This window comes from Burkholderia sp. Ac-20345, from assembly GCF_017104825.1.
GTDB classification, from domain to species: Bacteria; Pseudomonadota; Gammaproteobacteria; order Burkholderiales; family Burkholderiaceae; genus Burkholderia; species Burkholderia lata_B.
Genome location: NZ_JAAGPO010000005.1, coordinates 60,095 through 85,865 on the forward strand (window position 1 = coordinate 60,095; position 25,771 = coordinate 85,865).

General features: G+C 67.6%; 7 protein-coding genes. All 7 read right to left on the reverse strand.

The genetic code is table 11. The features are described from left to right. Positions 1–10 precede the first annotated feature (10 nt). The 7 genes from G3O06_RS04150 to G3O06_RS04180 all read right to left on the reverse strand — a co-directional run bounded on the left by G3O06_RS04150 (position 11) and on the right by G3O06_RS04180 (position 25,754). Positions 11–13,420, reverse strand: coding sequence for a non-ribosomal peptide synthetase/type I polyketide synthase (locus G3O06_RS04150; RefSeq protein WP_205815116.1), 13,410 nt, complete (start codon positions 13,418–13,420; stop codon positions 11–13). After that, on the reverse strand, positions 13,417–16,740 hold the full coding sequence (locus tag G3O06_RS04155; RefSeq protein ID WP_205815117.1) for a type I polyketide synthase: 3,324 nt from the start codon (positions 16,738–16,740) through the stop codon (positions 13,417–13,419). The genes G3O06_RS04150 and G3O06_RS04155 overlap by 4 nt, the downstream gene beginning before the upstream one ends. Further along, positions 16,737–21,152 carry a beta-ketoacyl synthase N-terminal-like domain-containing protein gene (locus G3O06_RS04160; RefSeq protein ID WP_205815118.1) on the reverse strand — a complete coding sequence of 1,472 codons (4,416 nt, stop codon included), beginning with the start codon at positions 21,150–21,152 and terminating at the stop codon, positions 16,737–16,739. Before G3O06_RS04160 ends, G3O06_RS04155 begins: the two co-directional genes overlap by 4 nt. Before the next feature lie 196 nt (positions 21,153–21,348). Next, on the reverse strand, positions 21,349–22,335 hold the full coding sequence (locus G3O06_RS04165) for a TauD/TfdA family dioxygenase (protein WP_205815119.1): 987 nt from the start codon (positions 22,333–22,335) through the stop codon (positions 21,349–21,351). A 76-nt stretch (positions 22,336–22,411) separates the two neighbouring features. Beyond that, on the reverse strand, positions 22,412–23,722 hold the full coding sequence (locus G3O06_RS04170) for a diaminobutyrate--2-oxoglutarate transaminase family protein (RefSeq protein WP_205815120.1): 1,311 nt from the start codon (positions 23,720–23,722) through the stop codon (positions 22,412–22,414). A gap of 206 nt (positions 23,723–23,928) precedes the next feature. Further along, entirely contained in the window at positions 23,929–24,879 is a 951-nt protein-coding gene (locus G3O06_RS04175; RefSeq protein ID WP_174967190.1) for a UDP-glucuronic acid decarboxylase family protein, read from the reverse strand. A gap of 155 nt (positions 24,880–25,034) precedes the next feature. After that, positions 25,035–25,754 (reverse strand): alpha/beta fold hydrolase, encoded by a 720-nt coding sequence (locus tag G3O06_RS04180; protein ID WP_174967189.1) that lies wholly within the window; start codon positions 25,752–25,754, stop codon positions 25,035–25,037. Between the last annotated feature and the right edge of the window lie 17 nt (positions 25,755–25,771).

A 25,771-nucleotide genomic window follows, 5' to 3' on the forward strand; every position in this document is an offset into this window, starting at 1 on the left:
CGAAGGCTCCTTAGAATGCGCTGAGTTCGACGGTGGGCTGGCGGGCGTCGGCGTGCAGCGCGCGTTGTCCCAGGGTCAGGTTCCGGATGCGAACGCCCGGATTGGCAAGCACTTCGCCGATGACGGACGTCAGTTCGTCGGCGAGGCCTTGCACCAGGGCCTCGCTGAACCGCCCCGCGTGATAGACGACGCGGATCGCGAGCCCCTCGGCGCGCGGTTCGGCCAGGAACCAGAAGTCCGTCGCGGCTTCCGTGTCCGCGCCCTGCAGGTCGTGGTCCGGCAGCTCGGCGATGTGCACTTGTCCCGCGTAGCGATCGACGGGGCCCTGTTGCTGGTTCTGCAGCGTCAGGCCGATGTCGAAGAGCGGGTTACGCCCTGCAACGCGTTTGATGTGCAGTTCGTCGAGCAAGCGATCCAGCGGATACAGCGGGTGCGAGAACGCTTCGAGGGTGGTGTCCCGCACCCGGGTCAGCAGCGTGTCGAACCGGTCGTCGCCGGCGACCCGATCGCGCAGCGCCAGCACGTTCAGGTAGGGGCCGACCTGCGACTCGAGTTCGGGCAGCTCGCGGCCCGCGACCGGCGTGCCGACGACGATGTCCTCCTGGCCGGAACGGCGGTAGAACAGCGCCTTGATGGCGGACAGCAGCGCGATGAACAGGGTCGCGCCGTGGCGCTTGCCGAGCGATTCCAGCGCCGTCGTCTCGGCGGCGGGCAGTTCGAATCGCCAGGATTTCCAGCTCGGCGCGGCCGGCTGCTCGACGTCACCCGGCAGTTCCAGTGCGCGCAGGCCGCCGCCCAGCCGGGTCAGCCAGTAGTCCTTCATGCGCGCGCCCTCCGGCCCGGCAAGCAGGTGGTTCAGCCAGCCGGCGTAATCCTTGTACTGGATCGGGAGTGCGGGCAGCGGATTGTCGCGACGCTGGACGAATGCGTCATAGAGCGCGGACAGGTCGTCGAGCAGTACCTCCGTGGACCAGCCGTCGCTCACGATGTGGTGCATCGTGCAGATGCAGACGTGACGGACTTCGGAGAGCCTGAGCAGCTTGACGCGGAAGAGCGGGCCGGTCGCGAGATCCATCGGCACGAGCCGTTCGCTCGCCTGGATCGACATCGCCTGGGCATCCCGGTCCTCGGCATCCTGCAGATCCACGACCTCGACCGGGAACGCTGCTTCGCCGGGCGGCAGCACGTGCTGGACCGGCTGGTTGCCTTCCAGCACGAAACGCGTGCGCAAGATCTCGTGACGCTCGCTCAACGCGCGGAACGCCCGCACGAGCGCGTCCACGTCCAGCACGCCCTCGAACAGCAGGGACGTGGGCAGCGGCCCGCCGGCTTGCGCCGCATGGAGACGATCCTGGACCCACAGCCTCGTCTGGGCCGGAGAGAGCGCGTAGCTTGCCTGCGCCGGCAGCGGCGTCACCGGTGCGTAATCGATCGGCTGCGTATCGGCGATGCGCTTCGCGAGGCTCGAGATGGTGGGGAGTGCGAACAGGCTGCGGATTTCCAGCTTCGCATGAAGATCGCGACGGATACGCGCGACGACCTTCGTCGCCAGGAGCGAATTGCCGCCCAGCTCGAAGAAATTGGCGGTCGTGCTGATCCGCGTCTTGCCGAGGACCTCCTGCCAGATTGCCGTCAACTGCGCTTCGAGCGCGTTGACGGGCGCAACGTGGTCCAGGCCGTCGCCGGGTTCGGGCAGCCTGGCGCGATCGAGCTTGCCGTTGGGCAGATGCTCGAACGCGGTCACGACGACGAACGCGGAGGGCACCATGTAGTCCGGCAGCCGTTGCCGCAGGTGGCCGCGCACCGCTTCGACCAGTTCGGCTTCGGGGTGCGACGAGCACAGCCATCCGACCAGTCTCGCGCCGTCGTCCACGCCGCGCAGCGCCACGACAGCGGCATCGACCAGCGGGTGCGAAGTCAGCACCGCCTCGATTTCACCGGGTTCGATGCGCAGGCCGCGCAGCTTGATCTGGTGATCGATGCGGCCGAGGAACTCGATATTGCCGTCGGGGCGGTAACGCGCGAGATCGCCGGTGCGGTAGAGGCGCGCGAGCGGGTCGGCGGAGAACGGATCGGCGATGAACTTCTCGGCGCTCAGTTCGGGTTCGCCGTGGTAGCCGCGCCCGACCGGCGTGCCGCCGATCAGCAATTCGCCGGCCACGCCGACCGGCGTGGGCTGCATCTGCGCGTCGACGATGTAGAGACGGGTGTTGGCGATGGGCCGGCCGATCGGGACGATGCGGTGCGGATCGTCGCGCCGGCATTCCCATGCGGTCACGTCCACAGCGGCCTCGGTGGGGCCGTAGAGGTTGTAGAGCCTGACGTCCAGGCGCTCGAGGCAACGCTGCTGCAGGTCGTGGGGCAACGCCTCGCCGCTGCACACGACGCGGCGCAGCGATGAGCAGTGTGCGTCGAGGTCCGGATGGTCGAGGAACGCGCGCAGCATCGACGGCACGAAATGGATCGTGGTGATCCGTTCGCGCTCGATGAGCTCGACCAGGTAGTCGGTCTCGCGCTGTCCGCCGGGGCGGGCGAACACGAGGCGCGCGCCGGTGACGATCGGCCAGAAGAGTTCCCAGACCGAGACGTCGAAGCTGAACGGGGTCTTCTGCAGCACGGCATCGTCGGCGTCGAGCGCGTAGGCGTGCTGCATCCAGAGGATGCGGTTGGTGATCGCGCGATGGGTGTTGAGCGCGCCCTTGGGGCGGCCGGTCGAGCCGGACGTGTAGATCATGTAGGCGAGGTTGTCGCCGTTCAGCGCGGGCGCGGGGTTGGACGTAGCAGCGGCGTCGAGACCGAGTTCGTCGGTATCGACGACGATCACGCGGGCGTCGGTCTCAGGCAGCGTGGCGCGCAGATGCTGCTGGGTGAGGAGCCAGCGCAGCTGCGCGTGGTCGATCATGAAGCGCACGCGCTCGGCGGGGTAGTCGGGGTCGACGGGGACGTAGGCGCCGCCGGCCTTGAGGACCGCGAGCAGCGCGACGCTCATGTCGAGGGAGCGCTCCATGGCGACGCCGACGAGTGCATCGGGGCCGACGCCGAGCGCGATGAGGTGGTGGGCGAGGCGGTTGGCGCGCAGGTTGAGTTCGGCGTAGGTGAGCGCCTGGTCATCGAAGACGGCAGCGACGGCATCGGGCGTGCGCTCGACCTGCTGTTCGAACAGGCGATGCAGCGGTTGCGTGGCGGCTTCGCTGAAATCCGTGTCGGTCTGGTTCCACTCGACGGTCAGCAGGTTCCGCTCCGCATCGCTCGACAACGGCAGCCGGGCAACGGCGGCCGACGCATCGTCAGCGAGACGCGTCAGCAGGGTCCGGTAGATTTCGAGGAAACGCTGCACCGTGCTCGCGTCGAACAGATCGGTGTTGTAGTCGCAATCGATCAGGAGTGCCTGCCCCGCGTCGAGCACGTTGACGTTCAGATCGAACGCGGTATGGCGGATCAGCGGCGCAACGAGGCCGACCGTCAGGCCCGGCAGTTCGGGCAGCGCCGACACGGGTTCGAGGTTGAAGACCGCCGAGACCAGCGGCGCGGCGTTGAGATCGCGCTGTGCGCCGATTTCGCGCACCAGCTCGGCGAACGGGTAATCCTGGTGCTCGAGCGCGTCGAGCAGGTTCTGCCGGGTGCCGGCCAGGAAGCTGGCCACGGTGGCCTGCTCGGGCAGCGTGGAGCGCAGCGGCAGCAGATGCGTGCAGTAGCCGGCGAGGCGATCGCTGCCGGCCACGGAGCGGCCGGTCACCGGGATGCCGGTGACGATCTCTTGCTGGCCGGCGACACGGTGCAGGAACAGATTGAAGCCCGCGAGCAGCACCATGTAGAGCGTGCAGCCGTTCTGACGGGCCGCAGTGCGCAGCGTCGCGGCCGCCGCGGCGTCCAGATGCAGCGACACGCGCTCGCCGTGAAACGTCTTCACCGCGGGCCGCGGGTAGTCCACCGGAAGATTCAGCGGTGCGGCCTGACGCGCGCATTGCGCCAGCCAGTACTCGCGATTCGCCTTCGTTTCCGGGCTGTGGCGCTGGCCGTCGAGCTGCTTCAGGTACGCGCGAAACTGCAGCGGCGCTGCGGCCGGCGCCGCACCGGCATACGCGCGGGCCAGATCCTCGAGCAGGACGCCGAACGTCGAGCCGTCACAGATGATGTGATGGGCCGTCATCACCAGCAGGTGACGCTCGCTGCCCAGGCGCACGAGCGCGGCCCGAAAGAGCGGACCGTTCACCAGGTCGAACGGCTGGCGGCTTTCGTGGTCCCGCCACGCGTCCGGGTCCGCGTCGATCAGCGGAATCTCGAGTTTCAGCGACGGTTGCACGATCTGGCCCGACCCGTCCGCCATCACCGTGGTGCGCAGCGCCTCGTGCCGATCGACCAGGCTCTGGACGGCCGCGCGCATCGCGGCTTCGTCGAGCCGGCCGTTCAGTTCGAGGGTGGTGTTGACGTTGTAGGCGAGCGACCCTTCGGGATCGATTTCCGACAGCACCCACAGCTGGCGCTGCGCTTCGCTCAGCGCGGCCACCGTGCCGTGTTTCGAGTGCGGCCGGATGAAACCGCCCCGGCGCAGGTCGGCGACGCTGTCCTTCACCGCCCGGATGAAGCGGTCGATATCGGCATCCGTATGCGCGGTGGACAGGAAGCAGGTGCGCCATTCCCAGATGTAGATGCCCTTTTCGAGCATGTGATAGAAGAACAGGTCGAGGTTCTCGGTGAATTCGAAGCGGAACATCGAGCCGAACCACGTGACCTTGATCGGCGCCTCGGCCTCCACGAAGAACGCATTCAACGTGTCGGCGATTTGCGCGGTGCGTTCGTTGAGCGCGGCCTGCAGCGCCGGGCCTTCCTGTTCGATCTTCTCCAGCACGGCCAGCGCGGCCGCCATCGCGAGCGGATACTGGCAGAAGGTACCGCCGAACGCGGTGCGGTCCGCGGCGGGGAACGAGTGGTCGCCGTAGGTCCACATGCCGCCGTCGATGGCATCCATGAAGCGGCTGGTGCCGGCGATGACGCCCAGCGGCAGGCCACCGCCGATGATCTTGCCGTACGTCGCGAGATCGGCCCTGATGCCGAACATGGCTTGCGAGCCGCCCGGATGGACGCGGAAGCCGGTGATCATTTCGTCGAAGATCAGTGCGACGCCGGCCTCCTCGGTGATGCGACGCAGTTCCTTGAGGAACGCGACGGGCTGCAGGGAGGGGTTGCGGCTCTGCACCGGCTCCACCATTACGGCGGCGAGGGTCGACGCCATGCCGCGAATGGCCTCGAGCGCGGCGTCGCTGCCGTAGTCGAGCAGGATCATGTTCTCCACCGAGCCGAACGGCACGCCCGGGGCGATGGTTTCCGTCACGCCGTCCGCGTTCGCCGCGGCGAGCGTGCCGTCGGCATGGCCGTGATACGAATGCGTGAACATCACGATCTTGTCGCGTCCGGTCACGGCGCGCGCGAGCCGCATGGCGGTCATGACGGCCTCGGTGCCGGTGTTCGAGAACGCCACGCGATCGAGGCCGGTCACGCGGGCAAAGCGCGCGGCCACGTCGCCGACGAGGCTGGAGCGCGCGCCCAGCTCGAGCGGGCGCTGCCATTCGCGGGTGACCTGGTGCTGGATGAAATCCGGCGTGTGACCGAACAGATGCACGCCGAAGCCCATCGTGAAATCGATGTACTCGTTGCCGTCGATGTCCCACAGCCGCGAACCGGCCGCGCGATCGCCGACGATCGGATACAGCATCTCCTTGGTCGAAAAGCGGAAGCCGACCGTGGCGCGGCTGTCGGCCAGCACCGGGCGCGACGCCTGCACCGAGTCCTTCGATTTCCGGGTGCGCGTCGTGTAGCGCACGATCAGCGCTTCGAGATGCTCCTGCTGCACGGCGGACAGGCCGCGCGCCCGCTGCTGGACCGGGCTGCCCCACGGCATCATCGGCTTGGGCGGCGCATTGTCGGCCGCGGGCGCCGCAGCAGTTGCAGGCGCGGGCTTCGCTGCGGGCGCGGCGGCCGGGGCCGCGATCGCGGCCTTGGGTGCAACGCTCGCCGTGCTCGCGACGGCTTGCGCGGCGACCGTCGCCGGCCGGACGCCGGCCTGGCCGGTCAGCGACGTGCGCAGCAGGTCCATCTGCTGGCTCATCACGTGGGACAGCAGCTGATTCTGCTCCCGCAACACGCGCTCGACCGTGGAGCCGCCTTCGGCCGCCACCCATTCCACCGGGGCGGTGGCGAGCGGCGCAAGCAGCTCAGCGGACGGCGCGACCGCGACCGCCGCCGTGGACGGTTCTGCCACGGCCTCGGACGCGGCCTCGGACGGTGCGATGGCCGCCGGCAGGTTGTCCGCGACATACTCGGCGAGCGCCTGCACCGTCGCCAGGTCTTCGAAGAAGCGGCGCATGGCCAGCTTCACGCCGTACTCTGCCTCGATGTGCCGGATGGCCTCGATCAGCACGATCGAGTCGGCGCCCATCTCCAGGAAGGGCAGTTCGATGTTGATGGTGGCGGGGTCGGCCTGGATCAATTCGCCGATCTTGCCGCGAAGCCATTCGAGAACCTCGCCGCTGCGATTGTGCGTCGGTGCTACGGCGATGGGTGATGCGCTTGTCTGAGTCATGGACATGTCCGCTTTCTGGAACCAGGTACGGCTGCGTTGGAAGGGATAGGACGGCAATGCGACGCGCGCGGGCGCGGGTGTTTCGGTCGGGGCCCAGTCGACATCGACGCCGCGGGCATACAGGCTCGACAGCGTTTCGATCAGCGCTTGCTGCTCGACTTGCGGCCGCTGCAGGGCAAGGAACTGGATCCCGGCGTCCGGCGCACAGCACGCGCGGGCCAGGTTGACGAGCACCGGCTTGGGGCCGATTTCGACCAGCACGTTGAAACCGGCTTCGGCGAGGCGCTCGACGCTGCTCGCGAACTGCACCGGCTCCCGGCAGTGGCGGCGCCAGTACGTGTCGGTGGGCGCGTCGTCCATCACGGCGCCCGTGAGATTCGAATAGAACGGGATCGCCGGGCGTGCGACGGGCACGGCTTTCGCCGCGGCCTGGAAGCTGTCCAGCATCGGCTCGAGCAGCGGCGAGTGAAACGCGTGCGACGTATTGAGCGGCACGGACCGGATGTCCCGCGCGGCGAACGCGTCGACCAGCATCGCGATGCGCTCGCGCTTGCCGGAGATCACGATGCTCGCCGGACCGTTGACGGCCGCCACCGCGACCTCGTGCGGCCACGCTTCGATCGCGCGCTCGACCGTGGCGAGGTCGGTGAAAATGGCCGCCATCTCGCCGTCGCGGGGCAACGCCTGCATCAGCCGGCCGCGTTCGGCGATCAGCCGCAGGCCGTCTTCCGGCGAGAAGACGCCGGCCGCGCAAGCCGCCGCGTACTCGCCGACGCTGTGGCCCATCACGGCGTCGGGCACCACACCGAACGACGCCAGCAGCGTGGTGAGCGCGTACTGCAGCGAGAACAGGGCCGGCTGGCTGTAGCCGGTCTGGTGGATGTCCTCGCCCGGGGCCGACAGCACCTCGAGCAACGGCTTGTCGAGCAGCGAATCGGCCACCGCGCGGCAGCGGTCGATGGCGTCGCGGAACACCGGGTACGCGTCGTACAGACGGCGGCCCATGCCGGCGTATTGCGAGCCCTGGCCGGTGAACAGGAAGGCCATCTTCACGCGGGGGGCGGGTTGCGCCGCGCCGGCGGGTTCCTTCGCGTGGAACGCGCGCAGCTTGTCGATGGCGTCGTCGAGCGACGTCACCGGCAGCGCCAGCCGATGCGCGAAATGCGAGCGGCCGTTCGCCGCCGAAAAGGCCACGGCCGCGATGTCGAGACCGGGTTCGGCTTCGAGCCGCCGCTGATAGCGCCCGACCAGCTCGCGCAACGCCGCAGGGGTCTTGGCCGACAGCACCAGCGGATGCACCTTGTGCTTGGGTTGTGTCACCGGCCGCGCCGGCGCGGGCGCTTCTTCGAGCACCAGGTGGGCATTGGTGCCGCTCGCGCCGAACGCGCTGACGCCGGCTCGCCGTGGCCGCTCGCCGCGCGGCCACGCGCTCGCCTCGGCGCAGACCTCGATGGGCAGCGCGTCCCACTGCACCAGCGGGCTCGGCTGGCGGAAATGCAGGTGGGCGGGAAGGCGGTCGTGGTTCAGCGACAGCACGACCTTGATGACCCCCGCGATGCCGGCGGCGGATTCCGTGTGGCCGATGTTGGTTTTCACCGAGCCGACGCGCAGCCGCCGGCCCTCGTCGCGGCCTGCGCCGAACACCGTCGCCAGTGCCTGCAACTCGACGGGATCGCCCAGCGGGGTGCCGGTGCCGTGCGCTTCCACGTAATCGATGGACGCGGCGGGCAGCCCGCCCAGCGCCTGGCGGATCACGGCTTCCTGCGCGCGTCCGTTCGGCGCGGTAAAGCCGCTCGACGCGCCGTCGTGGTTGACGGCCGAACCCCGCAGCACGGCCAGCACGCGATCGCCCGCGGCGAGCGCATCGGACAGGCGCTTGAGCACCAGCGCGCCGCAGCCTTCGCTGCGCACGAAGCCGTCCGCGGACGCGTCGAAGGTCTTGCAGCGGCCGTCCGGCGCCAGCGCCCGCGTGCGCGAGACGGCGATGGAGTTGTCCGGCGACAGGATCAGGTTCACGCCGCCCGCGATGGCGAGATCGCACTCGCCACTGCGGAGATTCTGGCTGGCGGTATGGATCGCGGTGAGCGACGACGAGCAGGCGGTATCGATCGCCATGCTCGGCCCCTGCACGCCCAGTCCATAGGAGATGCGGCCGGCCGCCGTGTTCAGCGGATTGCCGGTGAAGAAATAGCCGTCGATGCCGCTGCCGCCGCCGTTGCGAAGCTGCAGGTTCGCGTAATCGTTGGTGGTGATGCCGACGAAGACGCCGGTCCGGCTGCCCTTGAGACGGTCGACCGGAATGCCGGCATGCTCCAGCGCTTCGTGACTGACTTCGAGTAACAGGCGCTGCTGCGGGTCCATCGCGGCCGCTTCGCGCGGCGTGATGCGGAAAAATGCCGGATCGAACTGATCGACGTCGTCGAGGAAACCGCCGAAGCGGCAGTACATCCGCCCCGGCGCTTCCTGGTCGGGATCGTAGTACGCGTTGATGTCCCAGCGCTCGCGCGGCACTTCGGAGATCGCATCCACCCCGTCGTTCAGCAGATTCCAGTAGGCGTCGAGATCGTGCGCGGCGCCGGGAAACCGGCAACTCATGCCGACGATCGCGATCGGCTCCGGCGTGCCGGCCTCGCGGGCCTCGATGGCCGGCGCGAGCGGCCGCGGCTGCGGCGGCACGGCTTGCGCCGGTGCCGCGTGCGCGTCCGGCGCCGTGCCGGACGCCTGCTCCGCCAGGAAATCCGCGAGGGCGTTGACCGTCGGATGATCGAACAGCAGCGCGACCGACAACGGGATGCCCAGCGCATTTTCGAGGTGCGTGCGCACGTCGAGCGCCATCAGCGAATCCATGCCCATCTCGAAGAAGCCGAGATCGCGATCCAGCGTCCCCGCGTCGTAACCGAGCACCTGGGCAACCGCGCGATCGATGCTGTCCGCCAGCAGGCGCTTTCGCTCGCGCGGCGATGCCTCGCTCAACGCCGGCATCGCCGGCGCGCCTGGCGGGCTTCCGGCTACCCGCACGCGGTCGAGGAAGGGCTTGGGGCCGCGCGCCTCGTAGGAGCCCTGGAACAGCGCCAGGTCGATATCGACGACCGCGACCTGGGGCACGGCGGGGAGGCGATTCAGCACGTCGAGCGCGCGATCCGCCGCCAGCGACCGGATGCCGACGCGCCGCAGCAGCGCTTCCGCCTCGGGGAACGTCATGCCGCCTTCGGCCCAGGGGCCCCAGTTCACGCTCAGCGCCGGCAGGCCCTGGCCGCGGCGATGATGCGCGAGCGCGTCGAGGAAGCGGTTCGCGGCACTGTAGTGCGCCTGCTCACGCGAACCCCACGCGGACGCGATCGACGAAAACAGGATGAAGAAATCGAGCGGGAAGTGCTCGCTTTGCTGATGGAGCAGCCACGCACCGGCGACCTTCGGTTGCAGGACCGCGTCCAGTTCCTCGCGCTCGACCTGCATGATCGGCTTGTAGCCGACGATGCCGGCCGCGTGCACGATGCCCCGCAGCGGCACGCCGTCGCGCCGGAGCGTAGCGAAGAAATCGGCGACCGCCGCAGGGTCGGCGATATCGAGGCGCTCGCAGCGCAGCGATACGTTCCGCTCACGCAGTTCGGCGATCGCCTGCCGGCTCTCGTCGCTCGCGGCCCCTTGCCGGCCGACCAGGATCAGCGTGCGTGCGCCGCGCGCCGCCAGCCACCGGGCGGTGTGCAGTCCGAGCGCGCCGAACCCGCCGGTGATCAGGTAGGCCGCGTCCGGGTCGACCGGCAGCGCGGCGGTTTCGGCTTGCGCGAGCGGGCTCAGGCGCGCGACATGGCGCGCGCCGTGCCGCAACGCCACCTGTTCCTCGCGGCTCTCGCCGAGCATCTCCTGAAGCAGCGCCTGCGTCTCGTCTTCCGGCGCGGCCGGGTCGAGATCGATCGCGGTGCCGAACCATTCCGGATGCTCGATCATCGCCCCGCGTGCCAGGCCCGACAGCGCAGCCTGGGCGAGCCCGGATACGTGCGGCGCTTCGCCGGCTTCCACCGCGTCGCGCGTGACCACCGAGATCCTGGGCCGGGTCGAAGGCGTCCACTCGCGCTCGCCGCCGACCAGCGCGTGCACGAGATGCAGCAGGGCAGCGGACATGCGCGTCTCGCCGACGGCTTCGTCCAGCGCCCATAGAAAGACGATGCGCTGGCCGGCGGCGGCGGTCTCGTTCAGCAGGCGGACGAAATCGTCCGGCCGCTCGGGCGCGACCTGCCAGCCCGTTTCCACGTCGGCGACATAGTCGAGGCCGGGGCGGACCAGCGAGCAGGAGGCGCCGAGCCCCCGCAGCAGCGCCGCGAGCCGCTCGCCGACACCGCTCGCGTCCGCGAAGATCAGCCACGGGGACGCGTCGGCGGCGACCTGTGCCGCCGGCAACGCGGCTTGCGGCTCCCACACCACGTGATAGAGCGAATGTGCGTTCGACGCGGCGGTTTCGGCGGGGGCGAACGCAGTCCTGAGCAGATCCGGAAACGCGTTCAGCACGTCTTCCGGGTACTTGCCGGACGACTTGAGGTGCCGCACCGCTGCGTCGATGCTGCCGGCATCCATGCCGACGACGGGCGACTGGATCTTCTCCAGGCTGAAGCGCTGCCGCTCGAACGGGTAGTTCGGCAGGGTCGTGGCGGGCTGGGCAGGCGCCGGGAACAGTGCGCTCCAGTCGAACTGCCCGCCCTGCACGTACAGCGCCGCGAGTGCGTGCTCCAATGCATCGCCGGCGCAGGGCTGCGGCAGCCAGCCGTCCGTGAGCCCCTCCGGCGTGTGCGGCGCGTCGGCTTGATCCGACGCCCCGGCCAGCTGCAACCAGTACTGCGGGTGTGTCACCTCGTCGGTCACTTCGGTGCCGAGACAGCCGGAAATCAGGCGAACCGACGGCCGTGCGAACGGCATGTCCTGAAGCACCGCGCGTAACGCTTCGGCATCCGGGCGGGCGGCCACGAGGCGCAGCGCGTCGGCAACGCTCACGACGCCTGCCACGCAGGCCGCGACATATTCGCCGATGCCATGGCCCGACACGACGGACGGGCGGATGCCCCATCCCTTCCACAGTTCCGCCCACGCGAACTGGATCGCGAAGCGGCCCGCGTCGGTCTCGAGTGCCTCCAGCGGCACCGAGCAACGCGCGAACGCGTCGCGGAACAGCGGTTCCGACGCGTGGAGCGCGCGCGCGACGCCGGTGTCCGGCACGCCGAACGTGAAGCCCATGCGCAACGCCTTGCCCGTGCGCGCCGCTGCCGCCGACGGTTCCCTCACGCCCGATACATAGGCCGCGCGAAACGGATAGTGATTCCGCCCGGTGGCGGCGGCGCGGCAGATGGCGGCCAGCTCCTGCGGCGTCGCGCCGGCGATCGCGCGCTCGTAGCGTTGCACGAGCGCCGCCAGCGCCGCTTCGGATCGGGCCGACAGCAGCAGCAGCGCGCGCTGCGCGGCGTGCGTTGGCGCGACGGGCGGTTCCTCGACGATCGCGTGCGCATTGGTGCCGCTGAATCCGAACGCGCTCACCCCGGCGATTCGCCTGCGTTCCCCGCGCTGCCACGCGACCGGATCGGCCGCGACGCGGATCGGGATGTCCTGCCACGGCGTATGCGGATTGGGTTGCGTGAAATGCAGGTGCGCCGGAATCCGGTCGTGCTCGAACGACAGCAGGACCTTGATCAGGCCGGCGATGCCGGAGGCCGACTCCAGATGCCCGATATTGGTCTTGACCGAACCGATCACGAGCGGCTCGCCCGCCGCGCGCCCGGCGCCGTAGACGCCGGCCAGCGCTTCGACCTCGATCGGGTCGCCGAGGGATGTCCCGGTACCGTGGGCCTCGACATAGGAGACGTCGCCGGGCGCGAGGCCGGCCTGGTTCAGTGCGCGGCGGATCACCCGTTCCTGCGAATCGCGGCTCGGCACGGTCAGCCCGCCGCCTGCGCCGCCCTGGTCGACCGCCGTGCCGCGCACGATGCCGAGCACCCGGTCGCCGTCGGCGAGCGCGTCGGCGAGGCGCTTGAGCACCACCATGCCGCACCCTTCGCCGCGCACATAGCCGTCCGCCGCCGCGTCGAAGGTCTTGCAGCGTCCGTCCGGCGACAGCATGCGCGCTTGCGAGAAACTGACCATGACCTCGGGCGACAGCATCAGGTTGACGCCGCCCGCGAGCGCCATGCCGGTTTCGCGCGAGCGCAGGCTTTCGCAGGCCAGGTGCAGGCACACCAGCGAGGACGAGCAGGCGGTATCGATCGCCATGCTCGGGCCGGTGAGGCCCAGCACGAACGACAGCCGGCCCGCGGCCATGTTCAGCGCGCTGCCCGTGCCGGCGTAGCTGCTCGACGGCATCGACGCATTGGACACCTGGATCGCATGGTCGAAGCAGGTGATGCCGACGTACACGCCCGTGGCGGACTGCCGGAAGCGCTCGGGCGCGAGATGGGCGTTCTCGAGCGCCTCCCACGCCACTTCGAGCAGGAGCCGTTGTTGCGGATCGAGGTAAGTCGCTTCGCGCGGCGCGATCCCGAAGAACGCCGCGTCGAATTGATCCACGCGTTCGAGAAAGGCACCGTGGCGGGTCGCCATCTTGCCGGGCGCGGACGGATCGGGGTCGTAATAGCGATCGATATCCCAGCGTTCACCCGGCACTTCGGTGACGGCATCGCGCGCGCCATCGAGCAATTGCCAGAACGCGTCCGGCGTATCGCTGCGGCCGGGGAAGCGGCAAGCCATGCCGATGACGGCGATCGGTTCGTTGCGGTCCGAACGCAGCGCCGCGATTTCCGCGCGCCGCAGGCGCAGTTCGTCGAGCGCGGCTTTCAGTGCATGCGTGGCCTTGGCGTTCATTGGGCGCCGATCTCCTGGGCGATCAGTTCGGAAAGGTCGTCCTCGTCGAGGTCGTCGGATGCTTCGTCGACGAACGGCGCGGGGAGCGACGGCGACAGTTCGTTGAGCACGTACTGGGCGAGCGTCTGCAGGTTCGGATAGGAAAAGAACAACGTCGCGCGAAACGGTCGTCCGAACACCTTGGTGAGGCGATCGGTCAGTTCGAGCGCGATCAGCGAATCCAGGCCGAGATCGAGCAGCGATTGCTCGGGCGCGATGGCGTCGGGGCCGGAAAGACGCAAGGTCTCGGCCAGCGTCGTCGCGAGCGTGTCGGTGATGAGCGCGATCCGCTCGCGCGGTGCGCACGCATGCAGCTGTCGCAGCAAGGCCGTCTCCTGCTGCGCAGGCTGCGCGGCCGGTTGCGCCAGCTCGGAAAACAGCGCGGACCCGGCGGCCGGCGCATCGACCTGGAACAGGGTCGGCCAGTCGATTTGCGCGACCCCGGACTGGGCGACGCCGGACGCCATCAGCCGTTCCAGCGTCGCGATGGCCAGTTCGGGCGGCAGCGTGCCGACGCCGAGCGCGCCCAGCTGTTCGTGCGCGCGCCGTCCGTAGTCGGTGGCGGCGTGGCCGATCTCCGCCCACGGCCCCCAATTGACGCTGAGCCCCGGTTTCCCCTGCGCGTGCCGATGCTGTGCGAGGGCGTCGAGGAAGCTGTTCGCCGCCGCGTAGTTGCCCTGGCCCGGCATGGTGATCAGCGCGGCCATCGACGAGAACAGCACGAAATGGTCGAGCGGCAAGTCGGCCGTCAGCTCGTGCAGATACCAGGCGCCGTCGGCCTTGCCGCTGCCGGCGCGATGGAAGAAGTCGTCGTCCTGGCGCGTCAGCAACGCATCGTCGAGCGCGCCGGCGAGGTGAAAGATCCCTTTGAGCGGCGGCATCGAATGCGCGATTTCACCGAGCGCCTGCTCGACGTCCTCGCGACGCGACAGATCGGCGCGAATGAACCGCGCGTCGAGCGTGCGCAGGATTTTCCCGGCCGCGGCGGAAGGCTCGCTGCGCCCCAGCAGCACGATTTTCCCGGCGCCGTTGTCGGCGAGCCAGGACGCGAGCCGCAGGCCGAGCCCGCCGAGCCCGCCGGTCACCAGATAGGTCGCGTCATCGTGGAACCGGATCGGCCGGTGGCTGACGAGTTCGCGATTGTCGCGGGCGATGCGCGCGACGTAGCGCTGGTCGCGGCGAAACGCGATCATGTCTTCACGGCCGCCAGCCTGTACCGCGTGCACGATGTCCGCCGCCGACGGTTGTGCGGGATCAAGATCGACGAGCCCGCCCCACAGCGCCGCATGCTCCACCGCGATCGCCCGGCCCAATCCCCACAGCGGGGCCTGCGCCACCGCGATCGATTCGCCATCCAGAACATTCATCGCGCCTGACGTCACCAGCCACAGACGCGCTTGCCGGGCTGACGGCGCGCGTGACGCCAGCGCCCTGACCAGGTGCAGCACGCTCGCGCTGGCACGCCGTCTCGCCGCGATGTCGGCGGGCGCGAGATCGAGACTCCACAGATGGATGACGCCTTTCAGCGGGCGGTCAGGCGCGGGCAGTTCCGGCGTCGTGTCGGCGAAGCGCAGCGTGCATTTATCGCCCGCGCTTTCCAGCAGGGCCGACAGCTGTGCGCCCACGCCGCCACGGTCCGCGAGAATCAGCCACTCGCCCTGCGCCGAACCGGCGGTTGCCGTGTCGATGTTCGACGGTCTCCAGACGCGTTGATAGAGCAGCGCGGCGAAGTCGTGCCGCTCGACGGCGCGCCCCGCGCGCACATGCTGCAACCGCAGCGCATCGATCTCGATCAGCAGTCGCCCCGCAAGGTCGTGGACGCGGATGTCGCCCTCCAGCGCGCCGTGTCCGATCGGCTTGCGCAGCGTGGCGTGACTCCATGCATCGGTCGACGACGGTGGCTGATGGACCCGTACCGCGCCGATCGAGCTGGGCAGGTACAGGTCGCCCGACTCCAGCGCGTCCGGATCGATGGCGGCGGCGAGCACGCGGCTGCACGCGTCGAGAAAGGCGGGGTGTACCTGGTATTGCGACGACGCCAGCGCGTCGGCCGGCAGGCTGATTTTCCCCAGCGCCTCGCCGGTCGTGCGCCAGATTTGCTGGATCGCGTCGAACACGCCGTCGATCTGCACGCCGTGCTGCCGGATTTCGCCGTTGAAGTCCGTGCCCGACGTCGTTCCGGTGCAGCGGGCCTGCACCTCGGCGGCATCGAATCGCGTCGGCGCGGCGGTTCGCCTGGGGGCGCACATCTCGCGCAGTCGACGCAACTGCGGAAGATTGCCGAGGATCAACTCGACCGGCGGCCCGAAATCGAGCAGGCAGGCCACTTCATCCACGCCGATCGACTCGAGATCCCGTACCAGTTCGACGCAGGTTTCCGGCGTGCCGATGAGGCCGCGCGATTGCGCGAAGCGTTCATAGAGAAACTCGACGAACTCGTCCAGTTCGCGCGCGCCCATCGCGCGCACGTCGACCGATTGGCCGCGACTCTGCGCCAGCCCGTTCAACAGCCCGATATTGCTGCGGATGTAGTTGCAGAACGGCACACGCGCCTGTTCGCGCGCCTGCGCCGCATCGGCGCCGACGAACGTGTGCAGCATCACGGACACGGTGCCGGCCGCCGGATCGAAGCCATGCTTCGCGCGTGCCTCGCGGTAGAGGGCGATCTTGTGCGCGAGCTGGTCCCGATCCTGGTCGAGCACGTGGGTCAGCAGGTTGGCGCCGACTTCGCCGGCGCGCACGAACGTCTGCGGATTGCTCGCGGCAGTCACCCAGACGGGCAGTTCCGGCTGCACCGGCGTCGGATAGACGCGCAACCGCACCGGCTTGCCGACGCCGTTCGTCGCATCCAGCGTGCCGCCGCGCCACAGATGCTGGACGGCGCGCATCGTGGTCAGCATGTCATCCTGCCGGCTCGCATATTTGTCCGGGGCGAACACGAAGTCGTCCGGATTCCAGCCGGAGGCGAACGACACGCCCACGCGGCCGTTCGACAGGTTGTCCACCATGGACCATTCTTCCGCGATCCGGATCGGGTTGTGCAGCGCTGCGACCACGCTGCCAGCGACCAGCTTCACGCGTTGGGTGGCAGCGGCGAGCGCGGCGTGCAGCACGGCGGGATTCGGGTACAGCGAGCCGAATTCGGTGAAATGGCGCTCCGGCACCCAGACGCTGGAGAACCCGTTCGCATCGGCGAAGCGCGCGCTCTCCATCACGAGCTGGTACTTGTTGCCGGACAGCGCCTCTTCACTGCTGGCGAAGAACATCAGGCCGAATTTCATGCGTGGCTCCGATCCGATTCGTGAATTTCGGCACTCGCGCACATCTGCCATGTCGCGGCGGCGCTGGTGTCCTCGATCCGGTGATAGACGGCAAACGAAAACGGTCCCCAGGACCGGCGGCTCAGCACGGTCTGCACGGTGCGCGATTCATGCGGATGCAGCGGCAACGGCGCATGCAGTGCGAGGTCCTTCAACGTCGTATGGCCGGCGGCGCCGATTTCCGTCGTTGCCGCCAGTGCCATTTCCACAAAGGCGGAATAGGGCAGGACGGGCGACCCCTTGACGCGATGACCGCCGAGAAAGGTGGTTGCCGGCGCATCGAGACGCGATTGCCAGATCCACGTGGCCGGCGCATGCGCGTGCTGCTCCATGAGGCGCCCGAGCAACGGATGCCGAGGCGCACGCGGACTGATCCAGAAACCGCGACGCTCGAACGGGTAGGTCGGCAGGGCGAGCCGGCGGCGCGGTGCGTCCTGCTCCACGGCATCCCAGTTGACGGACGCGCCGCGTACGTAGAGCGCGGCGAGCGTGTGCAGGATCGTGTCCCACGCGGCCGTATGTGTGCCGATTTCGATCACGATGCCGTGGTGTCCCGCCGCACCGCCGTCCGGCGCCTGCGGCACGTCCGCCCACGAGGCAGCGGCGCGATGCCCGTCGCCGGTGCTGCCGACGGCACCCGGCGTGATGCCGAACGACATCCACAGTTGCGCAAGCGCGCGCTGGAATGCCGTGAACCCGGCTTCGGCGGGGACGAGCCCGGCCGCCTCGGATTGCCGCTGCATCAGCGCATCGAAAGCGGGGCAGGCCGAGCGCAATTGCCGAACCGCGTCGGTGCTGCCGCCGTCGTCGGCGCAAAAGTGGAATGTCACCGCAGGCGGTGTTTCCGCAGGCTCGCCGGACGAAACGGTATCCAGTTGCGAACGCAACGTGTCGAGACTCGATGCGACGATGGCCGCTCGCCGCGTGAAGTGGGTGCGCCCGGTATTTGCCGTGAACGCGACATCCTGAACACGGACCTCGGGATGGGCATCGAGATAGGCCGCATAGGACGCAGCCAGCGCCTGCAACGCTTCGGGCGTGCGCGCGGAGAACGTCACGACGCGCGCCGCGGGCGCCGCCGGGTCGGCTTCGATCTCTGCGGGCCGTGGCGCTTCGGACAGGATCATGTGCGCGTTGGTGCCGCCGAAGCCGAACGAGCTCACGCCGGCCAGGCGCGGCCCGTGTTCCGAATGCCAGGGCGTGACCTGCTGCGGAATGCGGAAGGGCGTGCCGTCGAGCGCGATTTGCGGATTGATCGACCGGAAATGGAGGTTCGGCGGAATGGCGCGATGGTGTAGCGCAAGGGCGGTCTTGATCAGGCTGGCGATGCCCGCCGCCGACTCCAGATGGCCGATGTTGGTCTTGACCGAACCGATCCAGCAATGATCGTCCGGCCGACGGGATTCACTCAGGACGGCCGTCAGCGAGTTCAACTCGATCGGGTCGCCGAGCGGCGTTCCCGTACCGTGCGCCTCGACGAAGCCGATGTCCTGCGCGCGTACGCCGGCATCGCGCAGCGCACCGTGAATCACGGCCTGCTGGGCCGGGCCATTGGGCGCGGTCAGGCCATTGCTGCGTCCATCCTGATTTACCGCCGAGCCGCGAATCACGGCGAACACGGTGTCGCCGCTCTCGAGTGCATCGTCGAGCCGCTTGAGCAGCACCATGCCCACGCCTTCGCCGCGCACATAGCCGTTTGCTGCCGCATCGAACGCCTTGCATCGGCCATCCGGCGAAAGCATGCCCGCTTGCGTGAAGGAGTCGCTCACTTGCGGCGCAAGAATCAGGTTGACCCCACCGGCCAGCGCCGCATCGGACTCGCCGCGCTGCAGCGCGCGGCACGCCTGATGCACCGCGACGAGCGACGACGAACACGCGGTATCGACCGCCCAGCTCGGGCCGCGCAAATCGAGCGTGTAGGAAATGCGGTTGGCGGCGACGCTGAGCGCATTGCCCGTCGCGACATAAGGGCCGACGTCCGCGACTTCTTCCTGCGCCAGGCGGATGTAGTCCGAATTGCTGATGCCCACGATGACCGCGGTGCGTCCGCCGGCGAGACTGCGGGGCGCGATTCCCGCATGCTCGAACGTCTCCCAGGCAACCTCGAGAAGCAGGCGCTGTTGCGGATCCATCGATTCGGCTTCGCGGGCGCTGATGCCGAAGAATGCCGCGTCGAACTGGTCGACCTGTTCCAGCAGCCCGGTGGGCGGAAGGTCGGCGGCGCGCTTCGTCGACGCACCGACCGCGTCCCGGCCTTCCAGTAGAAGCTGCCAGAATGCGTCGGGATTGCCGGCGCCGGGGAAACGGCATCCCATGCCGACGATCGCGATATCCGCGCGTGCTTCGGCCGAGCCGGGCGCCTGGTCCGGCACGGCATTCCCGGTGCCGCTCAAATGGCGCGCCAGCAGGGAAATGCTCGGAAAATCGTAGACGACGGTAGGGGAAACCGGCCGCCCGAGCCAGTCCTGCAACTCGCCCGAGAGCATGATGGCGTCCTTCGAATCGAGCCCATGGATGCTGAACGGCGCATCGGGGTCGATCTTGCCGGAATCGATTCCCGACAGGCGCGAGACACGCTCGATGCACCATTGCACCAGCGCTTGCGTGTCGCGTGCCGCGGCCGTGGAGGGCGCGTACTCCGCGGAGAACGCACGCCGCCACTCGCCCGCGATCGCGAGCCCCTGTTCATCGAGGAATGCCTGCCTGATCCGGCTCCGCTGGATTTTTCCGCTGGACGTGCGCAGGATCGTGGCGGGCTTCAACAGGACAGCCGCATACAGATCGACGTCATGCTCTTCGGCGAGTTTGCGCCGGATCTCCGTGGCGACGGCTTCCGCGTTCAGGGTGTTGAGCGCTTCCCGGCGCACTTCACATGCGACGACGACCCGCTCCACGTTATCGACGTTGATCGAGAACGCCGCCGATGCGTTGGGCGCCAGCGCGGGGTGGCTGCCCTCGGCGGATTGCTCGAGATCCTGCGGGTAGTGATTGCGGCCGGTGACGATGATGAGGTCTTTCAAGCGGCCGGTGACGAAGAGGTCCTCGCCGTCGACGAAGCCGAGATCGCCCGTGCGCAGGTAGCGCGCGTCATCGCCATCCAGCTTCGCGCGAAAGGTGCGCTCCGTTTCCTCGGCGCGGTTCCAGTAGCCGACGCCGACGCTCGGGCCGGTCAGCCAGATTTCGCCGATCCGGCCGGGCGCGCAGCGCTCGCCGGTATCCGGATTCACGATCCGCAGGCGGTGCTCCGCCCAGGTCCGGCCGCATGAGACCAGCGCGTGGCGCTTGCCCGTGTCGCTTTTCGTCGCCACGCCGTGTGCCAGGTCGTCGGCGTCGTAGTCCGCGACGAGCGGCAGCGAGCGTGCCGGCTGACCGGAGATGAACAAGGTCGCCTCGGCCATCCCGTAGACCGGGCGCATGGTGTGCGCGTGGAAGCCGCATGCGGCGAATGCGTGCGAAAAACGCGCCACCGACTCCGCGCGCACCGGTTCCGCGCCGTTGAATGCAACCCGCCAGCTGCTCAGATCCAGCTGCGCGCGGGACTCGTCGGAGACTTTGCGCGCGCACAGGTCATACGCGAAATCCGGCGCGGCGCAATGCGTGCCGCGATACTTCGTGATGGCCTGCAGCCAGCGGAAGGGCTTCTGCACGAACGCCGCGGGCGCCATCAGCACCGACAGCACACCGAGATAGATCGGCAGCAGCACCTTCCCGAAGAAACCCATGTCGTGAAACACCGGGAGCCAGCTGACGAACACCGTCGATGCATCGGCATCGCTCGCCTCGGCGATCACCGCCATATTGCTCAGGATGTTCGCGTGGCTGATCATCACGCCTTTCGGCGTACCGGTGGAGCCTGACGTGTATTGCAGAAGCGCCAGCGTCTGCGGCGTGATTTCCGGTGCGCGCCATTGTTCGGCCGGCGCGTCGAAGCGCTGGTCCGTCGCCAGGATCTTCAGTTCCAGCGTGTCGGAATAGCCGTCCGCGTGATGCGCGATGCCGTCGAGCGTGGCTGCGTCGGTCAGCGCGACGACCGGCGTGGCGTCGGCGACGATGGCCTTGAGACGATCGGCGGGACGATGCCTGCGCGGTGGATAGGCCGGTACGCCGATCAGGCCGGCGTACAGGCACCCGACCCATGCGCAGATGAATTCCAGCCCGGGCGGATAGACCAGAAGGACGCGATCGCCCGGTTGCGCGATGTCTTGCAGCCTGGCGGCGATGCCGCGAGCCCGCTTGTCCAGGTCGCCGAACGTGAGTCGAGTCAGTTCCGCTTCACCGTTCTCGAGAAAAATGAATGCCGTCTTCTCCGGTTCGACCTTGCCGCGAAACAACAAAATTTCTGTAACAGTCCTGAATTTTGTATCGGGAAGCATGCTCAACCTTCGTTGTCTTCTAAACGTTGAAAATCTCAGGACCGTTTGTGGCGATCCTGCCAAGCTTGCTTCTTGAACTGGATTGTCTCGAAATTAGAGCATCGCTCTAACCCGACGTCTGCCCCGTAATCCAAGGACAAGGCGTTTCGCGCACTTGATCAATACGGCTTGTTATTGATGTGCATGCGCGCGCTCGCTAACGATCGGCGATTCCTTCGATGCCGGGAGCGTACGGGTCCAGCAGTGACACGACGACCTTGCGCTCGCCTTCGAACGGGTTGCGGCCATGCGCGAAGCGCATGTTGTCGACCAGCAGGACGTCGCCTCGTTGCCATGGAAACGCGATCGCGCATTCGCGGAACGCGTTGCGGATCTGCTCGATGTCGGCAAGATCGAATGAGCTCCCGTCGCCATAGCAGGCATTGCGCGGAACTCGATCCTCGCCGAACAGGCTGACGATCGAACTGGCGAGCGATGCTTCCAGGTTCGAGATATGGAATAGATGCGCCTGATTGAAGAACACCCGGTCGCGGGTGACCGGATGGTAGGCCACACCCTGGTTGATCTGTGCGGTGCGTAACGTGTCGTCGTCGAGCCATTCGAGCTCGATGCCGTTGTCTGCGCAGAAGGCTGCAACCTGGCTGCGGTCGCTGGTCTGGAAGACGGTTTCCCACGGAATGTCGACGTGCCGCCGGTAGTGCCTGACATAGCGCACCTGTTTCGTCTCGAAGTGATCCAGGATGCGCGGTCCGATCCTGCGGCTCACCTCCCGCATGTCGGCAATCGGCGTTTCGCCGCCGGTCGTGGCCGGAGTCAGGCAACAGAATGCAACTCTCAGCGGCCAGCTTCGTTGATACGCGTTTTCGCAATGAAGTGCGATCGTCTCGCTCGGCGGATACTCGGTTGCGGTGAAGATGCCATTGCCGATCGAGGTGCGAGGCGTGGAGCGATAGACGTAGTCGGACTGATGGGCCGAAATTGCGTGAGAAAACGCTTCGAAGCCGCTCACGGATGAAACGTCGAAGCCACGAAACAGGAGTGCGCCATGTTCCAGAAGCCGGGATTCGAGTGCCACCCGGTTGTCGTTCACCGCCTGCGCGATATCGCGCCCGTTCGACACGGGCTCCAGCAGCCACGGAGAGCTTCCCTCGGCAAGCAGCTTGCGTTCCGTCATGCCCAGCATCGTCAATAGTCCTTTCCTGAACGTGGATCACGGCGAAACCGAACGGGTCGGTCTGCGTGGTCGCGCCGCGGTGCGGCTATGCACGGCAGGCCGTTTCCACGGCATGCTCGAAGCGATTGAGAATTTCGTGGATATCCGCTTCCGAAACGATCAGCGGCGGCAGGAACCGGAGTACCGCGCCGTTGCGCCCGCCGGTTTCGATGACGAGCCCGTTTCGCAGGCAGTTCCGCTTGATGGCTTTGGCCAGTTCCGCATGGGGCGGGCCGGTTCGGCCATGGGTGCCGGGCGTGACGACTTCAGCGCCGATCATCAGGCCGCGGCCGCGTATCTGGCCCAGGCAGGGGAAGCGTTCGGCAAGCCCTTCGAGTCCGGCAACCAGGAGTTTGCCGACTCTGTCCGCGTGCGCCGACAGATCCTCCCGTTCGACGATGCGCATGGTCGACAAGCCGGCCACCATCGCAATCTGGTTGCCTCGAAAGGTGCCGGCATGCGCGCCGGGCGGCCAGGTGTCCAGGCGCTCGTCATAGACCACCACCGATAACGGATAGCCGCCGCCGAATGCCTTCGACAGCACCAGTACGTCCGGCCGGATGCCGGAATGTTCGATGGCGAACAGGGCGCCGGTTCGACCGAGTCCGGTCTGCACTTCATCGACGATCAACGGGATTTCATGCCGTAGCGTCAGCTCGCGCAACTCGATCAACCAGTTGTCGGGCGCAGGGATGCAGCCCCCTTCGCCTTGCACGACTTCGACGATGATTGCCGCCGGTTTAGTGATCCCGCTTTCGGGGTCGGACAGGACGGTCCGGATATAGTTGATGCTGAGTTGATCGGTCGCCGAGCCATCGGTGCCGAACGGGCAGCGAAAGGCATACGGATAAGGCAGGAAATGAACGTCGCGTCCATTGCCGCCGGCCGACTTGGGCGTGAGATTGCCCGACGCGGCGAGCGCGCCGGCCGTCATGCCGTGGTAGGCGCCGTGGAACGCCATGATCGTCGGGCGGCCCGTATAGTGCCTGGTCAGCTTGATCGCCGCTTCGACGCCATCCGCCCCGCTGGGACTGCAGAACTGGATCTTGCCGGATTCGGCGATCTTCCCGGGCAGGAGCGAGAACAGCTGCTCGACGAACGCGTGCTTGGCCGGCGTCGCCAGGTCGAGTGCCTGTTGCATTTGATCGGACGACAGAAACCGCATGACGGCTTCATTGACTTCCGGGTGATTATGTCCGAGCGCGAGCGTACCCGCGTTTGACAGGCAGTCGATGTATTCCTGCCCGTCGGAGTCGCGTACGCGTATGCCTTTGGCATGGGTAAACAGCCGCGGGAAAGAGGTTGCGTAGGTTCGCGCCTTCGATTCGACCTGCTTCAGATACTCGAGTTTTTCCATACGCGCAGATCCGGCTTGCGAGGCGGATTGATGGACACTGGCGCACGAGAATCGCTTCATCCTGGCCAATGGTGTAACGGTACGACCCGATTGGAGCATGCTCTCCGTATCACGTCTGTCACGTAAAAATGGGACATCGGCAATGCGACGTCACTAGGTCATGCGATTGCCTCCCGATCATCGAAGCGTGGCTTCCGGACGCGGCGTCAGGCAGGGATGGTCGAGCAGAAATAATCGATGGTCCGCCGGAGCCCCGCTTCGAGCCCGATCGTCGGTTCCCAGTCGAGGTGGGCGCGTGCGAGGCTGATATCGGGGCACCGTTGTGTCGGATCATCCTTCGGCAGCGGACGGAATACGAGCCGCGACTTCGAGCCGGTCAGGCGCAAAATGATCTGCGCAAGTTCGCTGACCGCGATCTCGTGCGGATTGCCGAGATTGATCGGGCCGGTGAGTTCCGCGGGCGTGGCCATCATTCGGATCAAGCCGTCGACCATATCGTCGACATAGCAGAATGCCCGGGTCTGGCTGCCGTCGCCATACAGCGTGATGTCCTCGCCGCGCAGCGCCTGCACGATGAAGTTGGAAACCACGCGGCCGTCGTTGGGATGCATGCGCGGCCCGTACGTGTTGAAGATGCGGACCACCTTGATTCGCACGTTCTGCTGGCGGTGATAGTCGAAGAACAGGGTCTCCGCGCAACGTTTGCCTTCGTCGTAGCAGGCGCGCGGCCCGAGCGGGTTGACGTTGCCCCGGTAACTCTCCGGTTGCGGATGCACATCGGGGTCGCCGTACACCTCGCTCGTCGAGGTTTGCAGAACGCGCGCATGCGTGCGCTTGGCGAGCCCCAGCATGTTGATCGCGCCCATCACGCTGGTCTTGGTGGTCTGCACGGGATCGAATTGATAGTGGATCGGCGAAGCCGGGCAGGCGAGGTTGTAGATCTCGTCCACCTCCACGTACAACGGAAAGGTCACGTCGTGGCGCAGCGCCTCGAAGCTCGGGTTGCCGAGCAGCGCAGCCACGTTCTGCTTCGTGCCGGTGAAATAGTTGTCGACGCACAATACGTCGTGACCGAGTTCGACCAGGCGCTCGCAAAGATGCGAACCGAGGAAACCCGCGCCACCTGTTACGAGGATTCGCTTTCGATTACGTTGCACAATTGCACTCCAAGTATCGCGCGCAGGGAAGCGACGCGGCCTCCCGGCATGCTTGACCGGCCCGCGGCTCCGGCATGGGAGCGGATAAGGCGCGCGGGCCGTTTCATTCGACGATCACGGCACCGGCCGGCACGCCGATCGCGAGGATCGGCCCGTCATGCCTGCAGTGAGCTCAACGCGACGTGTTCCACGCGCCGCAGGCGGGCCGCGATGATGCCGGCCATCGTCCGCATTTCGCTTCTCAAAAAGAAATGATCGCCTTCGATGACGTGAAAATCGAAGCGCCCGGTCGTCTCGGCGCCCCAGCCGGCAACGGCATCAACGGGGACCTCTTTATCCGCCCGGCCCGCGAACGCGGTGATGTCCACCGCCAGCCCGCGCCCGGGCACGGGCCGGTGGTTTTCGATCATCGTGAAATCCGCACGCAGCGCCGGCATCAGCAGCGCCATCAGCTCGCTGTTGTCCAGCACTGCCTTCGGTGTGCCGCCCATCTCGCGCAGCGCATCGATGAAGGCGCGGTCGTCCAGCGCCTGCATGCGTCGATCGGGGCGCACCTTGCCCGGTGCGGCGCGCGCGCTCACGAACAGATGCCGCAGGTTCGGTTGCGCGTGGGCGGGAAGCCGCAGCGCCAGTTCGACGGCAATAGCTGCGCCCATGCTGTGTCCGAGCAGGGCGAAGGGGCGATCGAAGCAGTCACCCAGGTCGCACAGCAACGTGTCGACCAGCGTCGACATGTCTCGTACGGCAGGCTCGGACAGGCGGCCGCCTCGGCCTGCAAGTTCATGACGGCGCACTTCGATGCCGGGCAACAAGGCTTGCAGCGCACGATAGACGGCGGCCGAGCCGCCCGCATAGGGAAAACAGATCAGACGCATGCGAGCGGGTACCCGAG